This is a genomic window from Chryseobacterium tructae (assembly GCF_030409875.1).
In the GTDB taxonomy this organism is placed as follows: Bacteria; Bacteroidota; Bacteroidia; order Flavobacteriales; family Weeksellaceae; genus Chryseobacterium; species Chryseobacterium tructae.
The window spans coordinates 663,728-681,226 of sequence record NZ_JAUFQR010000003.1 but is presented as its reverse complement, the minus strand read 5'-3'; the positions used below and the strand labels follow the sequence as shown (position 1 = coordinate 681,226).

General features: G+C 34.5%; 16 protein-coding genes and 2 pseudogenes. 12 read left to right on the top strand and 6 right to left on the bottom strand.

Annotated features, from left to right (window positions below; genetic code table 11):
- Positions 1–2 precede the first annotated feature (2 nt).
- Positions 3–2,447 carry a bifunctional UDP-N-acetylmuramoyl-tripeptide:D-alanyl-D-alanine ligase/alanine racemase gene (locus tag QWZ06_RS26795; RefSeq protein WP_290302195.1) on the bottom strand — a complete coding sequence of 815 codons (2,445 nt, stop codon included), beginning with the start codon at positions 2,445–2,447 and terminating at the stop codon, positions 3–5.
- A 175-nt stretch (positions 2,448–2,622) separates the two neighbouring features.
- Positions 2,623–3,210 carry a thymidine kinase gene (locus QWZ06_RS26790; protein WP_123858407.1) on the bottom strand — a complete coding sequence of 196 codons (588 nt, stop codon included), beginning with the start codon at positions 3,208–3,210 and terminating at the stop codon, positions 2,623–2,625.
- A 61-nt stretch (positions 3,211–3,271) separates the two neighbouring features.
- On the opposite strand from QWZ06_RS26790, the gene QWZ06_RS26785 reads away from it, so the two are divergent.
- The 5 genes and pseudogenes from QWZ06_RS26785 (at position 3,272) to fabG (ending at position 7,868) form a co-directional block, all read left to right on the top strand.
- Entirely contained in the window at positions 3,272–3,853 is a 582-nt protein-coding gene (locus QWZ06_RS26785) for a hypothetical protein (RefSeq protein WP_290302194.1), read from the top strand.
- 59 nt (positions 3,854–3,912) lie between these two features.
- The gene (locus QWZ06_RS26780; protein WP_290302193.1) at positions 3,913–4,761 is read left to right on the top strand and encodes a DUF8457 domain-containing protein; all 849 of its coding nucleotides are present in this window, start codon (positions 3,913–3,915) and stop codon (positions 4,759–4,761) included.
- A 2-nt stretch (positions 4,762–4,763) separates the two neighbouring features.
- Entirely contained in the window at positions 4,764–5,438 is a 675-nt protein-coding gene (gene rsmI, locus QWZ06_RS26775; protein WP_290302192.1) for a 16S rRNA (cytidine(1402)-2'-O)-methyltransferase, read from the top strand.
- Positions 5,439–5,445: 7 nt separating this feature from the next.
- Positions 5,446–6,957 (top strand): WG repeat-containing protein, encoded by a 1,512-nt coding sequence (locus QWZ06_RS26770; protein ID WP_290302191.1) that lies wholly within the window; start codon positions 5,446–5,448, stop codon positions 6,955–6,957.
- A 169-nt stretch (positions 6,958–7,126) separates the two neighbouring features.
- A pseudogene (gene fabG, locus QWZ06_RS26765) lies at positions 7,127–7,868 on the top strand (3-oxoacyl-[acyl-carrier-protein] reductase).
- Between the two features lie 77 nt (positions 7,869–7,945).
- Here fabG and QWZ06_RS26760 read toward each other — a convergent pair.
- Positions 7,946–8,983 carry a GMP reductase gene (locus tag QWZ06_RS26760; protein WP_290302190.1) on the bottom strand — a complete coding sequence of 346 codons (1,038 nt, stop codon included), beginning with the start codon at positions 8,981–8,983 and terminating at the stop codon, positions 7,946–7,948.
- A 37-nt stretch (positions 8,984–9,020) separates the two neighbouring features.
- On the opposite strand from QWZ06_RS26760, the gene QWZ06_RS26755 reads away from it, so the two are divergent.
- From QWZ06_RS26755 to QWZ06_RS26745, 3 genes are read left to right on the top strand one after another with little or no spacing between them, the layout of a single operon-like run.
- Entirely contained in the window at positions 9,021–9,797 is a 777-nt protein-coding gene (locus QWZ06_RS26755) for a prolipoprotein diacylglyceryl transferase (protein WP_290302189.1), read from the top strand.
- Entirely contained in the window at positions 9,794–10,021 is a 228-nt protein-coding gene (locus QWZ06_RS26750) for a hypothetical protein (protein ID WP_290302188.1), read from the top strand. Before QWZ06_RS26755 ends, QWZ06_RS26750 begins: the two co-directional genes overlap by 4 nt.
- A gap of 18 nt (positions 10,022–10,039) precedes the next feature.
- Positions 10,040–11,443 (top strand): radical SAM protein, encoded by a 1,404-nt coding sequence (locus QWZ06_RS26745; RefSeq protein ID WP_290302187.1) that lies wholly within the window; start codon positions 10,040–10,042, stop codon positions 11,441–11,443.
- Between the two features lie 91 nt (positions 11,444–11,534).
- Here the strand turns inward: QWZ06_RS26745 and surE are convergent, their stop codons facing one another.
- Positions 11,535–12,323, bottom strand: coding sequence for a 5'/3'-nucleotidase SurE (gene surE / locus QWZ06_RS26740; protein WP_290302186.1), 789 nt, complete (start codon positions 12,321–12,323; stop codon positions 11,535–11,537).
- A gap of 314 nt (positions 12,324–12,637) precedes the next feature.
- Positions 12,638–12,807 (bottom strand): annotated as a pseudogene (locus tag QWZ06_RS26735) (lmo0937 family membrane protein).
- Between the two features lie 336 nt (positions 12,808–13,143).
- On the opposite strand from QWZ06_RS26735, the gene QWZ06_RS28270 reads away from it, so the two are divergent.
- Positions 13,144–14,061 carry a hypothetical protein gene (locus QWZ06_RS28270; RefSeq protein ID WP_435384145.1) on the top strand — a complete coding sequence of 306 codons (918 nt, stop codon included), beginning with the start codon at positions 13,144–13,146 and terminating at the stop codon, positions 14,059–14,061.
- Complete coding sequence (locus QWZ06_RS28265; RefSeq protein WP_435384148.1) at positions 13,962–15,272, top strand: carboxy terminal-processing peptidase; 1,311 nt, start codon at positions 13,962–13,964, stop codon at positions 15,270–15,272. Before QWZ06_RS28270 ends, QWZ06_RS28265 begins: the two co-directional genes overlap by 100 nt.
- Positions 15,273–15,327: 55 nt before the next feature.
- Here the strand turns inward: QWZ06_RS28265 and QWZ06_RS26725 are convergent, their stop codons facing one another.
- Entirely contained in the window at positions 15,328–15,831 is a 504-nt protein-coding gene (locus QWZ06_RS26725) for a superoxide dismutase family protein (RefSeq protein ID WP_290302185.1), read from the bottom strand.
- Between the two features lie 258 nt (positions 15,832–16,089).
- Here QWZ06_RS26725 and QWZ06_RS26720 point away from each other — a divergent pair, with 258 nt between their 5' ends.
- Together QWZ06_RS26720 and QWZ06_RS26715 are read left to right on the top strand one after the other, a co-directional pair.
- The gene (locus tag QWZ06_RS26720) at positions 16,090–16,728 is read left to right on the top strand and encodes a 4'-phosphopantetheinyl transferase family protein (RefSeq protein WP_290302184.1); all 639 of its coding nucleotides are present in this window, start codon (positions 16,090–16,092) and stop codon (positions 16,726–16,728) included.
- A 184-nt stretch (positions 16,729–16,912) separates the two neighbouring features.
- A complete protein-coding gene (locus QWZ06_RS26715; protein WP_290302183.1) occupies positions 16,913–17,479 on the top strand; it encodes a phage tail-like protein in 567 nt (188 codons plus the stop codon).
- Positions 17,480–17,499: the final 20 nt, after the last annotated feature.

Here is a 17,499-nt window from a genome sequence, read left to right as displayed (position 1 = left end):
AGTTAATCTTTTATGTAGATCCGTTTCACCCGAGGGGAAATGGATGTTAATACTTCATAGGTTATCGTTTTGCAGTATCCTGCGAATTCTTTTAAACTTGGTTTGGCATTAAAGACGGTTACCATATCGCCTTCCTTTACGTTGGGAACATTTTCCACGTTAATCATCATCATATCCATACAGATATTTCCAACAATTGGAGCTAATGTTTTGTTTACCCCAAGGCTTCCAACCTGATTTCCGATCAGTCTTGGAATACCATCAGCATATCCAACAGGGATGGTAGCGATCTTTGTAAGGTGGTCAGCTTTAAACCTTCTGCTGTACCCAACAGATTCACCGTTTTCAACCATTGATATTTGTGAAATTACGGTTTTAAAACTTACCACAGACTGTAATTGTTTCTGAATTTCAGAATCAGGAGATTCTCCAAGCATTCCGATACCAATTCTTACCATATCATATTGATGATCCATATAGCTTGTGATTCCTGAAGAATTTAAAATATGTCGTAGAGGGGCATAGCCTAGTTTTTCGATCAGATAGCTGGAGTTTTTATCAAATACCTTGAATTGATTCATTGTAAATTCTCTTTCCTCAGGCATATCTGAAGAAGATAAATGACTGAACATACTCTGAACTTTGAGATTCTTTTCACTTAAAGTTTCACTCAGCTGATCCAATTCAAAATCTTTAAATCCAAGACGGTGCATTCCGGTTTCAAGTTTGATATGAATAGGATACTTTTTATCATATCCGGATTTTTGAACAGCTTCATAGAAAAGTTCCAAAACCCTGAAACTATAGATCTCAGGTTCCAGGTTATATTCTATGATGGTTTGATAACTGTGTTGTTCAGGGTTCATTACTATAATAGGAGTAGTGATTCCTTTTTTACGAAGTTCAACCCCTTCATCAGCAAATGCTACTCCCAGATAATCGATATGATGATGCTGTAAAAATTCAGATATTTCATAACTTCCCAAACCATATGCATTCGCTTTTACCATGGCCATCATTTTTGTGGTTGGCTTCAGAAGAGATTTATGGTAATTAATATTGTGTAGAATCGCATTCAGATTAATTTCTAAAACGGTATCATGTTTTCTGAGTTCCAGAATATCTTTTAGTTTTTCAATTTCAAATTTTCTGGCTCCTTTGAGAAGAATAATCTGATTTTCGATTTCAGAAAGATGCTTACTTTCTATCAGTTCTTTAGTATCAATGAAAGTAAATGTTTTAGATTTAAATAATTCACTAAACTTTGAAATTTCATCACCAATTAAAAAAACTGAATCAAAATTTTGTTCATTAACCAATTCGGAAACTTCTTCATACAATTCCTGAGAATTGGCATTCACTCCTACAATGTCAGTTAAGACCAACGATTTTTTTGGTTTGTTGTATTCCTTTAAAAATTGAAGAGCCGTTTTCAAAGAATCAAGATCCAAATTGAAAGAATCATTGATAACAATATTACCCTTAATTCCTTCAATGGCTTCAAGCCTCATTTCGACGGCCTTTAAAAGGTTGATTTTTTCGACGATCTTTTGATTTTCGATCTGTAATACCTTAAGGACGGAGATCAGTGCTATAGCATTGGTTAATGTTGATTCGTCTCTCTGATGAGCCGGAAAACTGATTTCTTCTCCAAAATAGTCAACAATGATGTTTTCATCTTTATTATTTTTTTTGATGAAAACCTGATTTTCTTTTTTTAATCCGTAAGAGATTAATTTTTTATCTGAATATAATTTTTTTATTTTTTGATCTACCAGAGAATGGTCGCCATTATAAATGATGATTTCAGAATCTTTAAAAAGTTTGATCTTTTCATCAATCAATTCTTCTTCAGAAGAAAAGTTGGCAGCATGAGCATTTCCAATATGAGTTAGCAATCCGATCTGGGGATGGAAAATATGTTCAAGTTTTTCCATTTCCTCCGGATGAGAAATTCCTACTTCAAAAATTCCCAACTGATGAGAATCATTAATTTGAAGAAGAGAAAGGGGGAGTCCAATTTGAGAATTAAAGCTCTTAGGGCTTTTTACAGTAGGGAATTCGTTCCATAAACATTGGTATAACCATTCCTTTACAATGGTTTTTCCATTACTTCCCGTGATACCAATGGATCGTAAATGAGAATTTTCGAAATGATACTTCGCTAATCGTTGTAGAAAATCCACGGAATTCTTAACGATGATCCAAGTTATATTTTCAAACTGTGGATACTGATGTTCAGAAATAATAATATTGATACCTCTGTCTATAGCGGCTTCAATGAACTTTTCACCAGAATTTTTATGGGTGTTAATAGCAATAAATGCCGTATTCCTAATAGAATAGATAATCCTGCTGTCATACGCTATATTTTTAACCACTAAATTTTTGTCTCCAATAACCTGTGCATTGGTGATCTCTGCAATTTGTTGTACTGTATAGTTCATTGGTACCCTTTCTGCTTTATTTTAATGTGAAATTGCAAAAAGGTAAAATTGCAAAGAGGTTAGAAGAGCTCAATGTTGGGTAAGCAGATCTCCTTTTGAAATTTTACAATATTGCTTTTTCGTTTTTCATTTATATTAATTGAATATATTTTATGGTTTCGAGCCTTTATCTTTATTACTTCCTTTTAGAAAGCACTTCATCAATAAAAACACGACGGCTTACGGCTTCATAGCTTTCAGTTTCTCCCAATTCTACCAGATTGTCCCCTTGAGAAGTTCTCATAGAATAGTTGGCAAGATTACCTGTTCTCTTGCAAATAGCATGCACTTTTGTGACATATTCTGCAGTCGCCATCAAATTGGGCATCGGCCCGAATGGACGTCCCAGGAAATCCATGTCTAATCCTGCAATAACGACTCTAATACCGCTGTTGGCCAGTTGATTCGATATCTCAACAATGCTTTCATCAAAAAACTGGGCTTCATCTATTCCTACTACATCACAATTGGATGCCAATAGAAGAATCTCATTCGGATTATCTACTGCGGTACTGCGGATTTTATTCTGATTATGAGAAACAACGTCCTCTTCAGAATACCGGATGTCCAGTTTCGGTTTAAAAATTTCCACATTCTGTCCTGCCATTTCTGCTCTACGTAATCTTCGGATCAACTCCTCGGTTTTACCCGAAAACATAGAGCCACAAATCACTTCCATCCAACCACTTTGTTTGGAATGATTAATTGTATTTTCTAAAAACATTTGTTAAATTAGCCGTATATTTTCAACATCAAAAGTAAGCAATTTTAATAAGAATCTTATCATGCAAAATATCCAAGATTTAAAGGAAAAGATTTTATTTGAGGCTAAGAATATCATCGATAATCTTGACAAAATAAATAACATAGACGAATTACTTTCCAAGCAAGATCTTGTAGATGAGCTTGCTAACAGGATTTCTTTTTTGAAATTACTGGAAAAAAATATCGAATATTTCATTGATGAAGAACCTGTTCTACATTCAGAAGGTCTTCCTATTTCTTTTGTTTCTGGTGAAGCAGATCACCATCATCATGATTCCGGAAATGAGGTAACAGAAGAAGAAGCTATTTTTAATAATGAGCTGAACGAGATTGATGAGCATGAAAATGATCATTTTATCAGTGGAATTGATGAAGAAGAAGAAATTTTTAACAATCAGGTTAATGAGATTGTGGAAAATGAATTTCATGAAAATATCATCAGTTTTGTGGCAGAAAATAATGAAGAAAGACCTTTAGAAAACCTTCAGACTCCTGTTGTTTCTGAAGAGGTGACGGAAGAAGAAGCGATTTTCAATAATCAATTAAATGAAATTGATGAAACGAACATTCTATTGCTCATGAAGCTGCTCTTAGCTTCGTAGATGAAGAGAAGATTCTTGCAGATGCTCATCCTGATTCTGATGAAGATATCAATGAAGATATGTTTGATAATGAAGTGACTGAGGAGGAAGCTATTTTCAATAACCAACTGAATGAAATAGATACTGAAGACGAAATTGAAGATAGAAAAGAAGTAGATTTTGCTGAAGTAATCGATACTCAAGAGAGTAATATCAGGGAAACAATACCAAGTATTTTCGATACAGAAATGCTTGATGATGAGATCCTGATTGAAGAGAATGAAGAGCAGTTTGTAGCTTCTACGGTCTCTCTAGAACAAGGAGAACTGGCTTCTGAAACTTCCAATGTTGAAAATATTGTGAATGACATCAAAAATGATCATTCAGACGAAAAAGAAGAGACGGAGAGGATTCTGGCTGAAGTATATGACAGAAGAAAAATTGTTGAAATAGATAAACCTCTTCCCGAAGAAACAGAAAGACATCCTTCTGATGAAAGTTTTGAAAATTTAGACGAATATCATCAGGAGAAAAAAATAAAATTATCCAATATCAAAGGATTGAAAGCTGTTCAGTCCCTATTTGATGATGATCCTCTGGAAAGAGAATTTCCAAAAGAAAATCATTCTGAGCCTGTAAAAGAAGATGCCGGAAGCATTCTGAAATCTAATATTCCTACGAACTTTATGGAAGCTGAAAAGCCTAAACCAGAGTTGAGATTAGATTTGAATGATAGAATCGCTTTTTCAAAAATGTTATTTGAAGGAAGCCAGGCAGATTTGAATGATACAGTTGCACAGTTAAACCATTTCAGAACACTAGAGCAAGCTAAGGAATACCTAAGCGACCTTTACTACGAAAGAAAATGGAATAAGGTAGATGAATATGCCCAGCGACTTTGGATATTGGTGGAAAATAAATTCTTATAATTTTGAGCGGAATCCTATATTTTGTTCCCACACCCGTTGGGAACCTGGAAGATATGACTTTCAGGGCAGTAAATGTCCTTAAAGATGTAGATTATATTTTATGTGAAGATACCAGAACTTCCGGAATACTTTTAAAACATTTTGAAATCTCTAAGCCTTTAAAATCTTATCATTTACACAATGAACATCAGGCAACAGAGAAAGTAATTGCAGACCTTAAAAACGGTCAGAATATCGCCATCATTACCGATGCGGGAACTCCCGGAATTTCAGATCCCGGATATTTATTGGCAAAAGCAGGAGCGGATAACGATATCGAAATGATATGCCTGCCCGGAGCAACAGCTTTGATTCCGGCTTTGGTGGTTTCTGGGCTTCCGAATAACGAATTTTTATTTGCAGGGTTTTTACCACAAAAGAAGGGAAGACAAACCAAGCTAAAACAACTTGCTGAAGAAAAGAAAACAATAGTATTGTACGAAAGTCCACACAAGATCAATACTACTTTAGAACAGATTAAGGAATTCTTCGGGGAGCATACCAAGGCAAGTTTAAGCCGTGAAATTTCAAAGAAATTTGAAGAAACTAAGCGCGGAACAATCAATGAATTAATTGAATTTTCCAAGAGTAAAACTTTAAAAGGAGAGATTGTTCTTATTGTCAATAATTCTATTTAATTTTTAATTGAAAAAACTAATTTTTGTATTGTGTTCTACAGTTTGTATGGCGCAAACGAACCAATACACTAAGGTTCTCCTTTCCAAAAAAACAGGGAAGGAGGTAAATTCGTATTCTGAAGGTTTCGGGATTGCGTATGATCCTGTTTCCAAAATGCAGGGAATTGTAGATGCTAAAGGAAATATTACTTTTGAATCTCCCTACAGAGGCGGAATTTCCCACATTTTTAAAAATAGGTTTATTCTTTATTCTGAAGAAGGAAACAGAAGAAAATCAGCAATTATTGACGAAAAAGGGAATGAATTGATTCCACTTGAAGATCAGGACTTCAATACACCTTGGTGGAGTAAAGAACGTATTATCGCTTCTAGGCAAGGAAAAGAAGTTGTTTATGATTATAACGGAAAACTTATTATTCCAGATTCAGACAAGATCCGATTTGCAGGAAAAGATAGCTTCTTTGTTTCAAAAGATAAAAAATGGTTTCTGTATGACTTTAAGGGAAACCAACTTAGTGGCAGAGAATTTAAAGACGACTACAATTTTGAAAATGACAGGGCTCTTATTATCAATGAAGAAAATCAATGCGAGATCATTGGAAAAAATGGACAAACCTTGCATAAATTTTCAAAGAATGTAGTAGATATGAATGCCTATCCTTATTTGATTACCCAAAACAAAGCAACCGGAAAGTATGGATTGATTGATGCTGAAGATAATATACTTGTGGATGAAATTTACAATGATATTACTCCGGAATATTTTGGAAAAAAAGAATATATCTATCTTAGAAAAAAGAATAAAACAACCGTTTTTTACAAGAAAGACCAGAAGCTTTATCCGAATAATTTTAATTATTTATATGCATTATCTAATAACCTTTTCAGGGTTTACAAGGATAAGTCTGATCAATCAGGAATTGTAGATCTGCAGGGAAATATTATTGTTCCTCAGGAATATGATTTTATTAAAAACTTTACAGTTTCCGGAAAGGATTTTATTTATCTTAAAAAAGGGAGTGAAGAAAAGCTCTTAGATAAAGATTTGAACAATATTCTAAATGAGGGTGACCAGATTGTAGGTTTTTATCCTGAAAATATGATTATCCGAAGACAAGATCAGTATTATTCTTTCTCGGTACATAATAAATCTATCGCTGAGCTTAAAGGGGTGAAACAAATCAAGGCTCAGAATGTGGAATACTTTAATATTTTAAATGAGTATTCAAAACCACTTGTCTGTATGAACAATGATCATCTATATGGTATTCTGGATGCAAAGGGAAAAGAAGTCGTTCCTTTTACCTATGAGGATATTATTGCTTTTGAAAACTTTGAAAATGAGATTGTTGTAAAGAAAGAAGGTAAATATGGTGTTTTGAATTTTCAAAATGAGCCGCTGACAGAAATTATTTATGATCAATATATCTGGATGAAGGAAGTCTTGAAATTGAATAAAAACAAAAAAACAGACTTAATATATTTCACCAGATTTAGAAATGAGATGGCTGAACTTTAATAAAATGATAGAAATTTTACAAAAAAGTTCAGTATTTTGATGTTTTCAATGTGTTGAATAACAATTTATAATATCTTTGCAAACCGTTTAATTCTGAAAAAGAATTATTGTACTAAGTGAGTCAGCTTTCACTAGCTGAATGAGTTATAAAAAATAATCGTCAAGAAATATGAAATTATTAGAAGGAAAGGTAGCACTAATTACCGGAGCTACAAGAGGAATCGGGAAGGGTATTGCTGAAATGTATGCTCAACAGGGAGCAAAGTAGCATTTACTTATGCCGGTTCTGTAGACAAAGCTAAAGAATTAGAAGCAGCTTTAAGTTCTGTAACCCAAATTAAAGGATATCAGTCTGACGCGTCAGATTATGATGCTGCTCAAAAATTGGTTGAAGAAGTAATGGCTGAGTTTGGGCAAATTGATATTTTGGTAAACAATGCAGGGATTACAAAAGATAACTTATTATTGAGAATGTCTAAAGAAGATTGGGATCAGGTTATCAGAGTAAACTTAGATTCAGTTTTCAACCTTACAAAGCGGTTATTAAACCGATGATGAAGGCAAGATCAGGATCTATCATTAATATGACTTCTGTAGTAGGAATTCAAGGGCATGCAGGCCAAGCAAACTATGCCGCTTCTAAAGCTGGTGTCATTGGATTTACAAAATCTGTTGCCTTAGAATTAGGATCCAGAAATATCAGATGTAACGCTATTGCTCCAGGATTCATTGAGACGGAAATGACGGCTATTTTAGATGAAAAAATAGTTAATGAGTGGAGAGAAGGAATTCCAATGAAAAAAGGAGGCCAGCCTGCTGATGTAGCCAATGCTTGTGTTTTCTTAGGAAGTGAAATGGCATCATACATTACCGGACAAACAATAAACGTTGACGGAGGAATGTTAACTTAAAAATATAAAGAGGCTGTACATTTTGTGCAGCCTCTTTTTTTATTTCTTTTTTGCAAATTAAATTGTGACAGAAAAGATCAGTTAAAAACCTGGTTTTCCTGTTCCTGAACCCTAATAAATGTGGTTCGCTTAGAAAGTTCTTTAAGCTTAGATGCTCCCACATAAGTGCAGGTAGAACGTACTCCTCCTAAAATATCCTTCACAGTGTCTGCAACCGGACCTTTATACGCTACTTTTACCGTTTTTCCTTCTGAGGCACGGTACTCAGCGACTCCTCCGGAATGCTTATCCATCGCTGTTTTCGAACTCATACCATAAAATGAACGGTATTTTTTACCATTCTCTTCAATCATTTCGCCTCCACTTTCATCGTGACCGGCAAACATTCCGCCTAGCATTACGAAATCAGCACCACCACCAAATGCTTTGGCAACATCTCCGGGAACTTTACAGCCTCCATCTGCAATGATATGACCTCCCAAACCATGCGCAGCATCAGAACATTCAATAATGGCAGATAATTGAGGGTAACCCACTCCTGTTTTTACACGGGTGGTACATACTGAACCAGGCCCAATGCCAACTTTAATAATATCTGCTCCTACCAAAAGAAGTTCTTCTACCATTTCTCCGGTTACTACATTTCCGGCAATGATGATCTTATCAGGAAAATTAGCCCTTGCCGTCTTCACAAATTCAACGAAATGCTCTGAATAACCATTGGCAACATCTATACAGAGAAACTCAATTTTTGGATGCTTTTCAAGGATCAGTCTGATTTTTTCTTCATCTGCCTTTCCTGTGCCAGTACTTAAAGCGATATACTGGTGAATACTTTCGGGCTGGCTTTGCAAAAACTCACTCCATTCTTCAGGAGTATAATGTTTATGAATGGCTGTAATGATCTTATCTTTAGCCAGTTCTACAGCCATTTCAAAAGTTCCCACAGTATCCATATTAGCAGCGATAACGGGAACGCCTTTCCATCTTTTTTTAGTATGTTTAAAAATAAACTCCCTTTCCAAATCTACTTCTGATCGGGACTTTAAGGTAGAACGTTTAGGGCGGAACATTACATCCTTAAACCCTAATTTTATGTCATATTCTATACGCATTTTGTAATTATTTGTCAGAATAAAGGTAGTAAATAATATGAAATGGATTATTTTTGGAACCATGGATTTTCCTGTAACTTTTCATATTTTCGGCCAAACGATTCTTGCACATCCTCTTTTTGAGGCGGTTGGAATGTTTCTGGGGATGCGGTATTATTTTTATCTTAAAAGAAAATCTCCGGAAAAGTTATCATTCAATATTTCTGCAGCTGTTTTAATTGGAGCTACAGCCGGAGCATTATTAGGATCCAAGCTCATTGGAAATCTGGAAAATCCCCATACTATGTTTGAGGGCTTCAGCTTTCAAAAATTCTGGTCAAGTAATACCATTGTGGGTGGATTGGCTTTTGGGTTATTGGGAGTAGAACTTGCTAAAAAGGTAGTGGGGCACAAAGAAAGTACGGGAGATCTGATTGTTTTTCCTTTAATGCTAGCTATAATTATCGGAAGAATCGGGTGTTTTCTTACTGGAATTTACGAGGAAACCTATGGAATTCCAACAGATTCTATTTTTGGGATGCATCTGGGTGATCAATACCTTAGACATCCGGTTGCCCTGTATGAAATAGGGTTTTTGATAGGACTTTGGGTTGTTTTGAAATATATTCAGAAACAGAAAGACTATCCTTCAGGGTTTCTCTTTCAGATCTTTATGTTGAGTTATTTTACATTCAGATTCTTTTTAGATTTTATTAAACCAAGGGTTGAAATTGCTGGAAATCTTGGAACTATCCAACTTGTATGTATTTGCGTAATTATTTACTACATTTATACTATCAAAAATACCCGAATCACTTTAAAATATTCAAGATGAAATCATTAACACTTTTGGAAGTTGGCGACCTTACGGGGTTGGTAATCATGATTGTTGGTATGATAATTATAGGCGCTTTATTTATTTCTATTATTGTTACTTTTATTGTGAAACTAATCTATGAAAGTAAGGATAGCAGAAAATTCAGCAGAAAACAATTTATACAGACTTTTGTTATTTGCCTGTTGGTCTGTGGTCTGATCAGCGGATACATCTGTGGATAAGCAATTAAAAATTAAACTATGCCAATAAGAAACTATACCTACTACGATTATACGATCAGTCTTTGCCCGGAATGCCTGAAAAGGGTAGGAGCGAAAATTATTATTGAGAATGAGGCTGTTTTTATGACCAAAAGATGTCCTGATCATGGCTTTTTTAAAACAAAAATAGCTTCAGACGTTCATTATTATAAAAACATAAGAAACTATAACAAAGCTTCAGAAATGCCACTTCACTTTGGAACAGATGTAGAATACGGATGCCCTTACGATTGTGGTCTTTGTGTAGATCATGAGCAGCATAGCTGTCTTTCCATTGTTGAAGTCACAGATCGTTGTAATCTGACCTGTCCTACGTGTTATGCAATGTCTTCACCACATTATGGAAGTCATAGAAGTCTGGAAGAAATTGAGGCTATGTTTGATGTTATTGTTAAAAATGAAGGCGAGCCGGATGTGGTTCAAATCAGTGGAGGCGAGCCTACCATTCATCCGGAGTTTTTTAAAATTATGGACATCGCGAAGTCAAAGCCTATTAAACATTTAATGTTGAATACCAATGGAATTAGGATTGCCAATGATCCTGGTTTTGCAGAAAAACTGGCTACCTATGCCCCAGAGTTTGAAGTTTATCTTCAATTTGATTCCTTTAAACCGGAAGTACTGGAAGACTTTAGAGGCAAAGATCTTACTTCGGTCAGAATGAAAGCCATGGAAAAGCTGAACGAACTTAACCTTTCCACTACTTTAGTGATTGTTCTTCAAAAAGATAAAAACATTGATGAAATTGGAAAGATCATTGAATTTGCTCTTAAACAGAAATGCGTAAGAGGTATTACCTTCCAACCGGTAGAAATTGCCGGTAGAAACAGAGAAGATTCTGCTCAGGAGAAAATCACCTTAACGGAAGTAAGACAGGAGATTCTGAATCAGTTTCCGCTTTTAAACACTGATGATATTATTCCCGTTCCGTGTAATCCGGATGCTTTGGCAATGGGATATATTCTAAAACTTCAGGGAGAAATTATTCCTCTAACCCGATATATTAACCCTGCCGACCTTCTGAATAATGAATCGAGGAATACCATTGTGTATGAACAGGATGCAGGACTTCATATGCAGTTATTGGATATCTTCAGTACAGGGATTTCTGTAGATAAAGTAAAACCTAAAGTTAATCAATTACTCTGCTGCCTTCCAGAGGTATGTGCTCCGAATCTTGATTATGATAATCTCTTTAGGATCATTATTATGAATTTCATGGATGCCCATGATTTTGATGTAAGGGCTGTGAAAAAATCGTGTGTTCATATCGTGAATAAAGATCTTAAGCTCATCCCATTTGAAACCATGAATCTTTTCTACAGAGATGATAAGAAAAGCTATCTGGAAGAACTGAGAAAAGAAGACAAAGTATTATTTTAAAATATCTGCGGTATCTGCTCAATCTGCGAGATTAAAAAAACAAAAAGCGTGAAATTTGATTTCACGCTTTTTCTATATCTCAATAATCGTATTATTTGGCTTCCTTTACAGAGTCAAAAACCATTACTTCTTCTAATGTTTTCATATACTCATACGCAGTAAGGTCAAACTTTACCGGTACGATAGAAATATATCCATTAGCCAAAGCTGTTTCATCAGCATCTTCAGAATCATCCATATTGTTGAAGTACCCTGTTAACCAGTAATACTTTTTCCCGTGTGGATTTACTCTTTCGTCAAAGCTCTCTTCCCATTTGGCATTCGCTTGTTTGCAAACTTTTACTCCTTTTATTTCCGATGCAGGAAGTTTCGGAATGTTCACATTTAAAACAATTCCTTTTGGCATTGGGTTTTCAAGAGTTCTTCTAACAATGTTTTGAATATACTCTTTAGCTTGAGTAAAATCTGCTTCCCAACTGAAATCCAGTAATGAGAATCCAATGGCAGGAATTCCTTCCACTCCAGCTTCTACAGCAGCAGACATTGTCCCAGAATAAATTACATTAATGGATGAATTAGCCCCATGATTAATCCCTGAAACTACAATATCAGGTCTTCTTTTCAGAATTTTATCAAGAGCCATTTTTACACAGTCTACAGGAGTTCCGCTACAAGAATAATCTGTTTGCGGGCCATCAAGGGTAACTTCTTCGTAGCTTAGTGTAGAATTAATGGTGATAGCGTGGCCTTTACCACTTTGAGGAGAGTTAGGGGCTACTACAATTACTTCTCCAATTTCGTTCATAAAACTGATCAAATTTCTGATACCGGGAGCTGTAATTCCATCATCATTAGTAACCAGAATAAGCGGTCTTTCCATATATTATCTTAATTTTTTATACAAATACAGTACAATTTGTTCATTTGAGAATGGAACAAAAAGAATTTTTCAACACATCAAATGTAGTTAAAAATAAGACGCCATAAAACAACAGATGTATCATTCATGGATTAAATTTCAATACTGAACAACCTGTCTTTTAATATGAAAAGTAAGCTGGATGCTTGAAAAGAAAAACTTCCTAAGGTTTTAATAATCATTAAATTTTAGCTCATAATAATTAACATTCAAAAATATCATGTATTGAAATTGGAAGACAGATTGTCGTGTTAATTATTATTTGTGAAATGCTATTATTCCAATGGTTTTCTTCCTGTAATAATGTTATAAAGAACAACAACAATGGCAATAACTAGCAAATATGAATTAAATAACCAGTACTGATTCCGGGTACGATTCCCAGCATTCCTAATAGCCATACAACGATACAAATGACTGCAATTAACCATAATAGACTTCTCATAATGTTACATTTTAAAGTTATACACTTAATTATCAACATATTTTATGCCTTTATGAGTTAAAAACAACTTTTGTGGTACTTATTTATGAATTTTTATGAAAAGTTTTCACTAAATAATATATTTATAAGCAAATAGAAAATTGCTTGTCTACTTTATATGTAATGATGAGAATGAGTCTAAAAAAATAACAGTTGTTATCACTTTTAATAAAAATCCTTAAAACTATACGATATTTGTAAATAAGGTATTAAATTTGATCCTTTGTAACATACCGCAAATTATTGCTACTTATTACAATACTTATTTTTCTAAAAATTAATAAATAAAGACAGTTTATGTGGAAAAATTTCAAACTGAATAAATTTTTACTACTGATTCCATTAACAAGTCTAATGTTTTGCTTCAACTCGCCGAAGAACGATGATGAAAAGATGCAGACGATAATGGTGAGCGTAAAAAACACTCTTTCTTATCTGCATTATAGCCCGAAGCCTATTAATGATGCCTACTCAAAAGATGTTTATAAGCATTATTTTGAGTTGGTGGATCCTGCCAAAAGATACTTCCTGCAGTCTGATATGGATGAATTTAGCAAGCATGAAACAAAGCTTGATGACTATATCAACCAAGGAGATCTTACTTTTTATAAACTTACCATCGACAGACTTTACCAAAGGGTAGATGAAATCGATAAGATTACACAGGATATTTTCAGTAAGCCTATTAACCTTCAGGAAGATGAAACACTTACCCTGGAGCCAAAGCTAAAAAAAGTACCGGCTAATAAGCAGGAACAGTATAACGAATGGAAAAAATTCATCAAATACAACATCCTTCAGGAAGTTGAATCTATGAATAGTAAAGAAGAAGCTCAAAAAGAGAAAAAAGACTCCATTCAGAAGTATAAATTAAAAGATACCATTAAGCTTAAAGCTCTTACTCAGGATGAGAAGATTAAAAAAGCTACTGATGAAGTAAAAGATCTTGTAAAAGATACCTTTACCCGATTCAAAAAGAGAAAGAAAATGGATTGGTTTACGGTGTATATGAATGCATATACCGAAGTTTTCGATCCACATACCAACTACTATTCTCCAAAAGATAAGGAAGATTTTGATACTCAGTTTACAGGAAAAGTAATCGGTATTGGAGCATTGATCCAGGAGAAAAAGGAAACCTTTATCTTGGTGCTCTTACTATTGGTGCTCCGGCATGGAAGTCCAAACAGCTTTCAGAAGGAGATAAGATCCTGAAAGTAAAATCCAAGCCAAAAGATGATGCAGTAAATGTGGTAGGAATGCTTTCCGATGAAGCCGTAAGGTTAATCAGAGGAGAAAAAGGAACTCCTGTTACCTTAACGGTTCAGAAAAAAGACGGTACCATCAAGGATGTAACTATGATTCGTGAGGAGGTTGCTATTGAAGATACCTTTGCAAGAAGTATTGTAGTGAATGCTCCTAATGGTAAGAAATACGGATTTATCAATCTGCCAAGTTTTAATGCTGATTTTGAAAACTCAAAAGGAAGAAATGCTTCTGATGATATCAAAAATGAGATCGTTAAACTTAAAGCTCAGAATATTGAAGGAATTGTTCTTGACCTTAGAAATAATGGTGGTGGTTCATTAACGGAAGTAGGGGACATTATGGGACTTTTCATGGATGCTGGGCCTTATGTACAGGTGAAGGATGGAAATGGAAAAATCCAGACTTTAAAGAATAAATACGAAGCTCCAATTTGGACAGGACCGCTTGTCATCATGCAAAATGAACTTTCCGCTTCTGCTTCAGAAATCCTTGCGGGAGTAATGCAGGATTATGGAAGAGCAATGATTATAGGATCACCACAGTCTTTCGGAAAAGGAACGGTTCAGACTTTTGTTGACCTGAACAGATTCTTGAATACTGAAGATGATTTTGGATCTTTGAAACTGACTATTCAGAAGTTTTATAGAATTACAGGAGAATCTACACAGAGAAAAGGAATTGTTTCTGATATTCAGATGAAAGATTTCTTTACTTATGCAGAAGTAGGAGAGCGTTATGACGATTTTGCTTTAGCTTGGGATAAAATTCCGGCTACAAAATTCGAGAAGCTCAACTACTTTAATATCCAGGTTCTTGAAAAAGCAAGTGCAGACAGAATGGCTAAAAATAAAAATTATCAGCTACTGTTAGAATCCGCTCTATGGAGAGAAAAACTAGATAAAGAAGAGAATATTACTTTGAATATTGATAAATTCAATGAAGTGATGAAGCATAGAAAATCTCAGATTGAAAAATTCAAAGTGCTGACTAAATTTGAGAACGGATTACAGTTTATTATGTATCCTAGTGAGATTGAAAGAGAGAAAAAAGATGAAGCTTTCAAAAAGAAATCTGAAATGTGGATCAAGAATCTGAAAAAAGATCTTTACCTGCAAGAGGCAATGAATATTGTATCAGAAATGGGAATAAAATCATAAACATAAAAAAACCGATAATGAAAATTATCGGTTTTTTTATTGAGTCAATGAATGGTTACTTAATTTCTACACATCCCACTCTTCCTCCTGCATTCCCAGTAGGCTGAGTATGGAAGTCGTCTGCTGCAGCGTGTACAATAAGACCTTTACCGATGATATTTTTAGATTCATCTGTACAACCAAGACACCATTTGTCAGTCTTGAAGGTTAATACTGCCGTTCCGTTCTGATCGGCTACCAAATTTCCTATATCTCCCATGTGGAAGTGTTCTGCACCCCATTTCCCGTGATCGTTCTTGGATGGGTTCCAATGGCCGCCTGTAGAAGTTCCGTCTGCTGCAGAGCAGTCTCCTTTTTCATGAATGTGTACTGCATGGATTCCGGGAGTAAGGTTTGTTACGTCCAGTTTCATGATTACGTCATTACCCTGTTGAGTAAACTTTGCCGTTCCTCCTGTTTGAGTTCCGCTTTTGGCATTTACAGCGTACGTTTTTGTCGTTCCACATGAAGCAGCCAAAAATGCACATCCTGCTAATAATGCTAGTGTTTGTACTTTCATTTTTAAATGATTTATAGTGATATTTATGTTAAAATTAAAAAAGATTTTCCAAAGCGCTTTATGATTTCAGTCTTTTTTTCTGAATAGATGTTTGATAGCTTGTTGTAATTTGATCCGTTTCGCCTCAGAATGTGTAGGTTCAACAACTTAATAATTTAAACTAAATAGACCGCTAAAATTGCTTATTTTTATCTTTTGATAGGGTAAACATCGTATCCTATTTTAATAGTAATACAACACATTTGAAGTACATCAGCAATGATTATTCTATATACATTTATCAATGAAGATAGGCATCCATATATTTTAGATCGGTACTTAAACTCTTTTCCGAAAGATTTTCAACAAGATATTCTGAAATACAGAAGATGGCAGGATGCTCAGCTTTCTCTTTTGGGAAGAGTGCTTTTACAACAGGGACTGAAATCCTATTATGATATTGATGATATTTACATTGAACGTTCACCAGATAATAAACCTTATTTAAAAAATCAGCCTCTTCATTTCAATATTTCTCATTCCAAAGAACTTGTTGTTTGTGTGATTGAAGAATTTCCTATAGGAATTGATGTTGAATTTATAAATGATAAAATCAATTATCTGGACTTTCAATTTCAGATGACAGAACATGAATTTGATAGAATTGATCGATCTGAGGATCAAATTAGGGATTTTTTTTCATACTGGACACAAAAGGAATCGGTGATGAAAGCCCATGGAGGAGGAATGATGATTCCTTTAGATTCTTTTGAAATTGTAAATGATGAATGTGAAATTGGTAGTAAAAAATTCTTTATAAAAGATATTTTTATTGATGAAAATTATCAGAGTTGCATAGCTTCGGAGTATGAAACTCTTAAGAATGTGGTACCACATTTTTTGTATTTTGAAATTTGAGTTAATTGTTTTTTATATTTAGAAATTCCTTTATTTAAGTGAATTTCAGTTGTTTAAATTTTAATATAAAATCATCATTTGGTGATAAATTTTACAATTTTTAATGGTTTTTTTTTTGAAAATTCATTTTTAACATATATATTTACTGGGAGAAAAATTATTTTAAACACTAAGACTTATACAAATGAAGAAAAATGTATTATTACTGATAACCTCCATTTTCGGGGTGCTTTCTTTTGCACAGGTAGGTATCAAAAAAGAAAATCCAAATCTCAGTGCTGATCTTGAGCTGGGCTCTAACAACAAGACCCTCCTTTTAAACAGAGTTGCTAATACTAACGCTGTTGCAAATCCGGTGAACGGTATGATGATCTACGATATGTCTGAAGAATGTGTAAAAGCATATCAGGCAGGTAAATGGTCTAAATGCCTGGGAAAAGGACTGAACGGAAAAAAAGCATTGATGAATCCTGTTTCCTTATCATGTACTTCAGCTACTGTTTCTCCCAGTCCTACTGCAGGACAGGTTTATAAAGGTGTGCTGACAATTCCCTATACTGGAGGAAATGGGGGTGTTTATGATGCAGCATCCATTCAAACGAATGGCTTAACTGCGAGTTTATCTGCCGGACAATTTGCTATTGGGAACGGAAGTTTACAGTATTCTATCACAGGAACACCTGATCGAACAGGAAGTATCACATTTAATGTAAATGTTGCAGGAAATACCTGCTCTGTTGCTTCAAAATAAAACAATAGGTACTTTCCGGT

What these genes read in the sequence shown, in the direction of transcription:
- surE (WP_290302186.1), bottom strand. Translation starts at nt 12,323, where the DNA reads ATGGAAAGACCGCTTATTCTGGTTACTAATGATGATGGAATTACAGCT.
- QWZ06_RS26760 (WP_290302190.1), bottom strand. Translation starts at nt 8,983, where the DNA reads ATGCGTATAGAATATGACATAAAATTAGGGTTTAAGGATGTAATGTTC.
- QWZ06_RS26780 (WP_290302193.1), top strand. Translation starts at nt 3,913, where the DNA reads ATGTTTGATAATGAAGTGACTGAGGAGGAAGCTATTTTCAATAACCAA.
- QWZ06_RS26725 (WP_290302185.1), bottom strand. Translation starts at nt 15,831, where the DNA reads ATGAAAGTACAAACACTAGCATTATTAGCAGGATGTGCATTTTTGGCT.
- QWZ06_RS26790 (WP_123858407.1), bottom strand. Translation starts at nt 3,210, where the DNA reads ATGTTTTTAGAAAATACAATTAATCATTCCAAACAAAGTGGTTGGATG.
- QWZ06_RS26785 (WP_290302194.1), top strand. Translation starts at nt 3,272, where the DNA reads ATGCAAAATATCCAAGATTTAAAGGAAAAGATTTTATTTGAGGCTAAG.
- QWZ06_RS26795 (WP_290302195.1), bottom strand. Translation starts at nt 2,447, where the DNA reads ATGAACTATACAGTACAACAAATTGCAGAGATCACCAATGCACAGGTT.
- QWZ06_RS26745 (WP_290302187.1), top strand. Translation starts at nt 10,040, where the DNA reads ATGCCAATAAGAAACTATACCTACTACGATTATACGATCAGTCTTTGC.
- QWZ06_RS28270 (WP_435384145.1), top strand. Translation starts at nt 13,144, where the DNA reads ATGTGGAAAAATTTCAAACTGAATAAATTTTTACTACTGATTCCATTA.
- QWZ06_RS26720 (WP_290302184.1), top strand. Translation starts at nt 16,090, where the DNA reads ATGATTATTCTATATACATTTATCAATGAAGATAGGCATCCATATATT.
- QWZ06_RS26750 (WP_290302188.1), top strand. Translation starts at nt 9,794, where the DNA reads ATGAAATCATTAACACTTTTGGAAGTTGGCGACCTTACGGGGTTGGTA.
- QWZ06_RS26715 (WP_290302183.1), top strand. Translation starts at nt 16,913, where the DNA reads ATGAAGAAAAATGTATTATTACTGATAACCTCCATTTTCGGGGTGCTT.
- QWZ06_RS26755 (WP_290302189.1), top strand. Translation starts at nt 9,021, where the DNA reads ATGAAATGGATTATTTTTGGAACCATGGATTTTCCTGTAACTTTTCAT.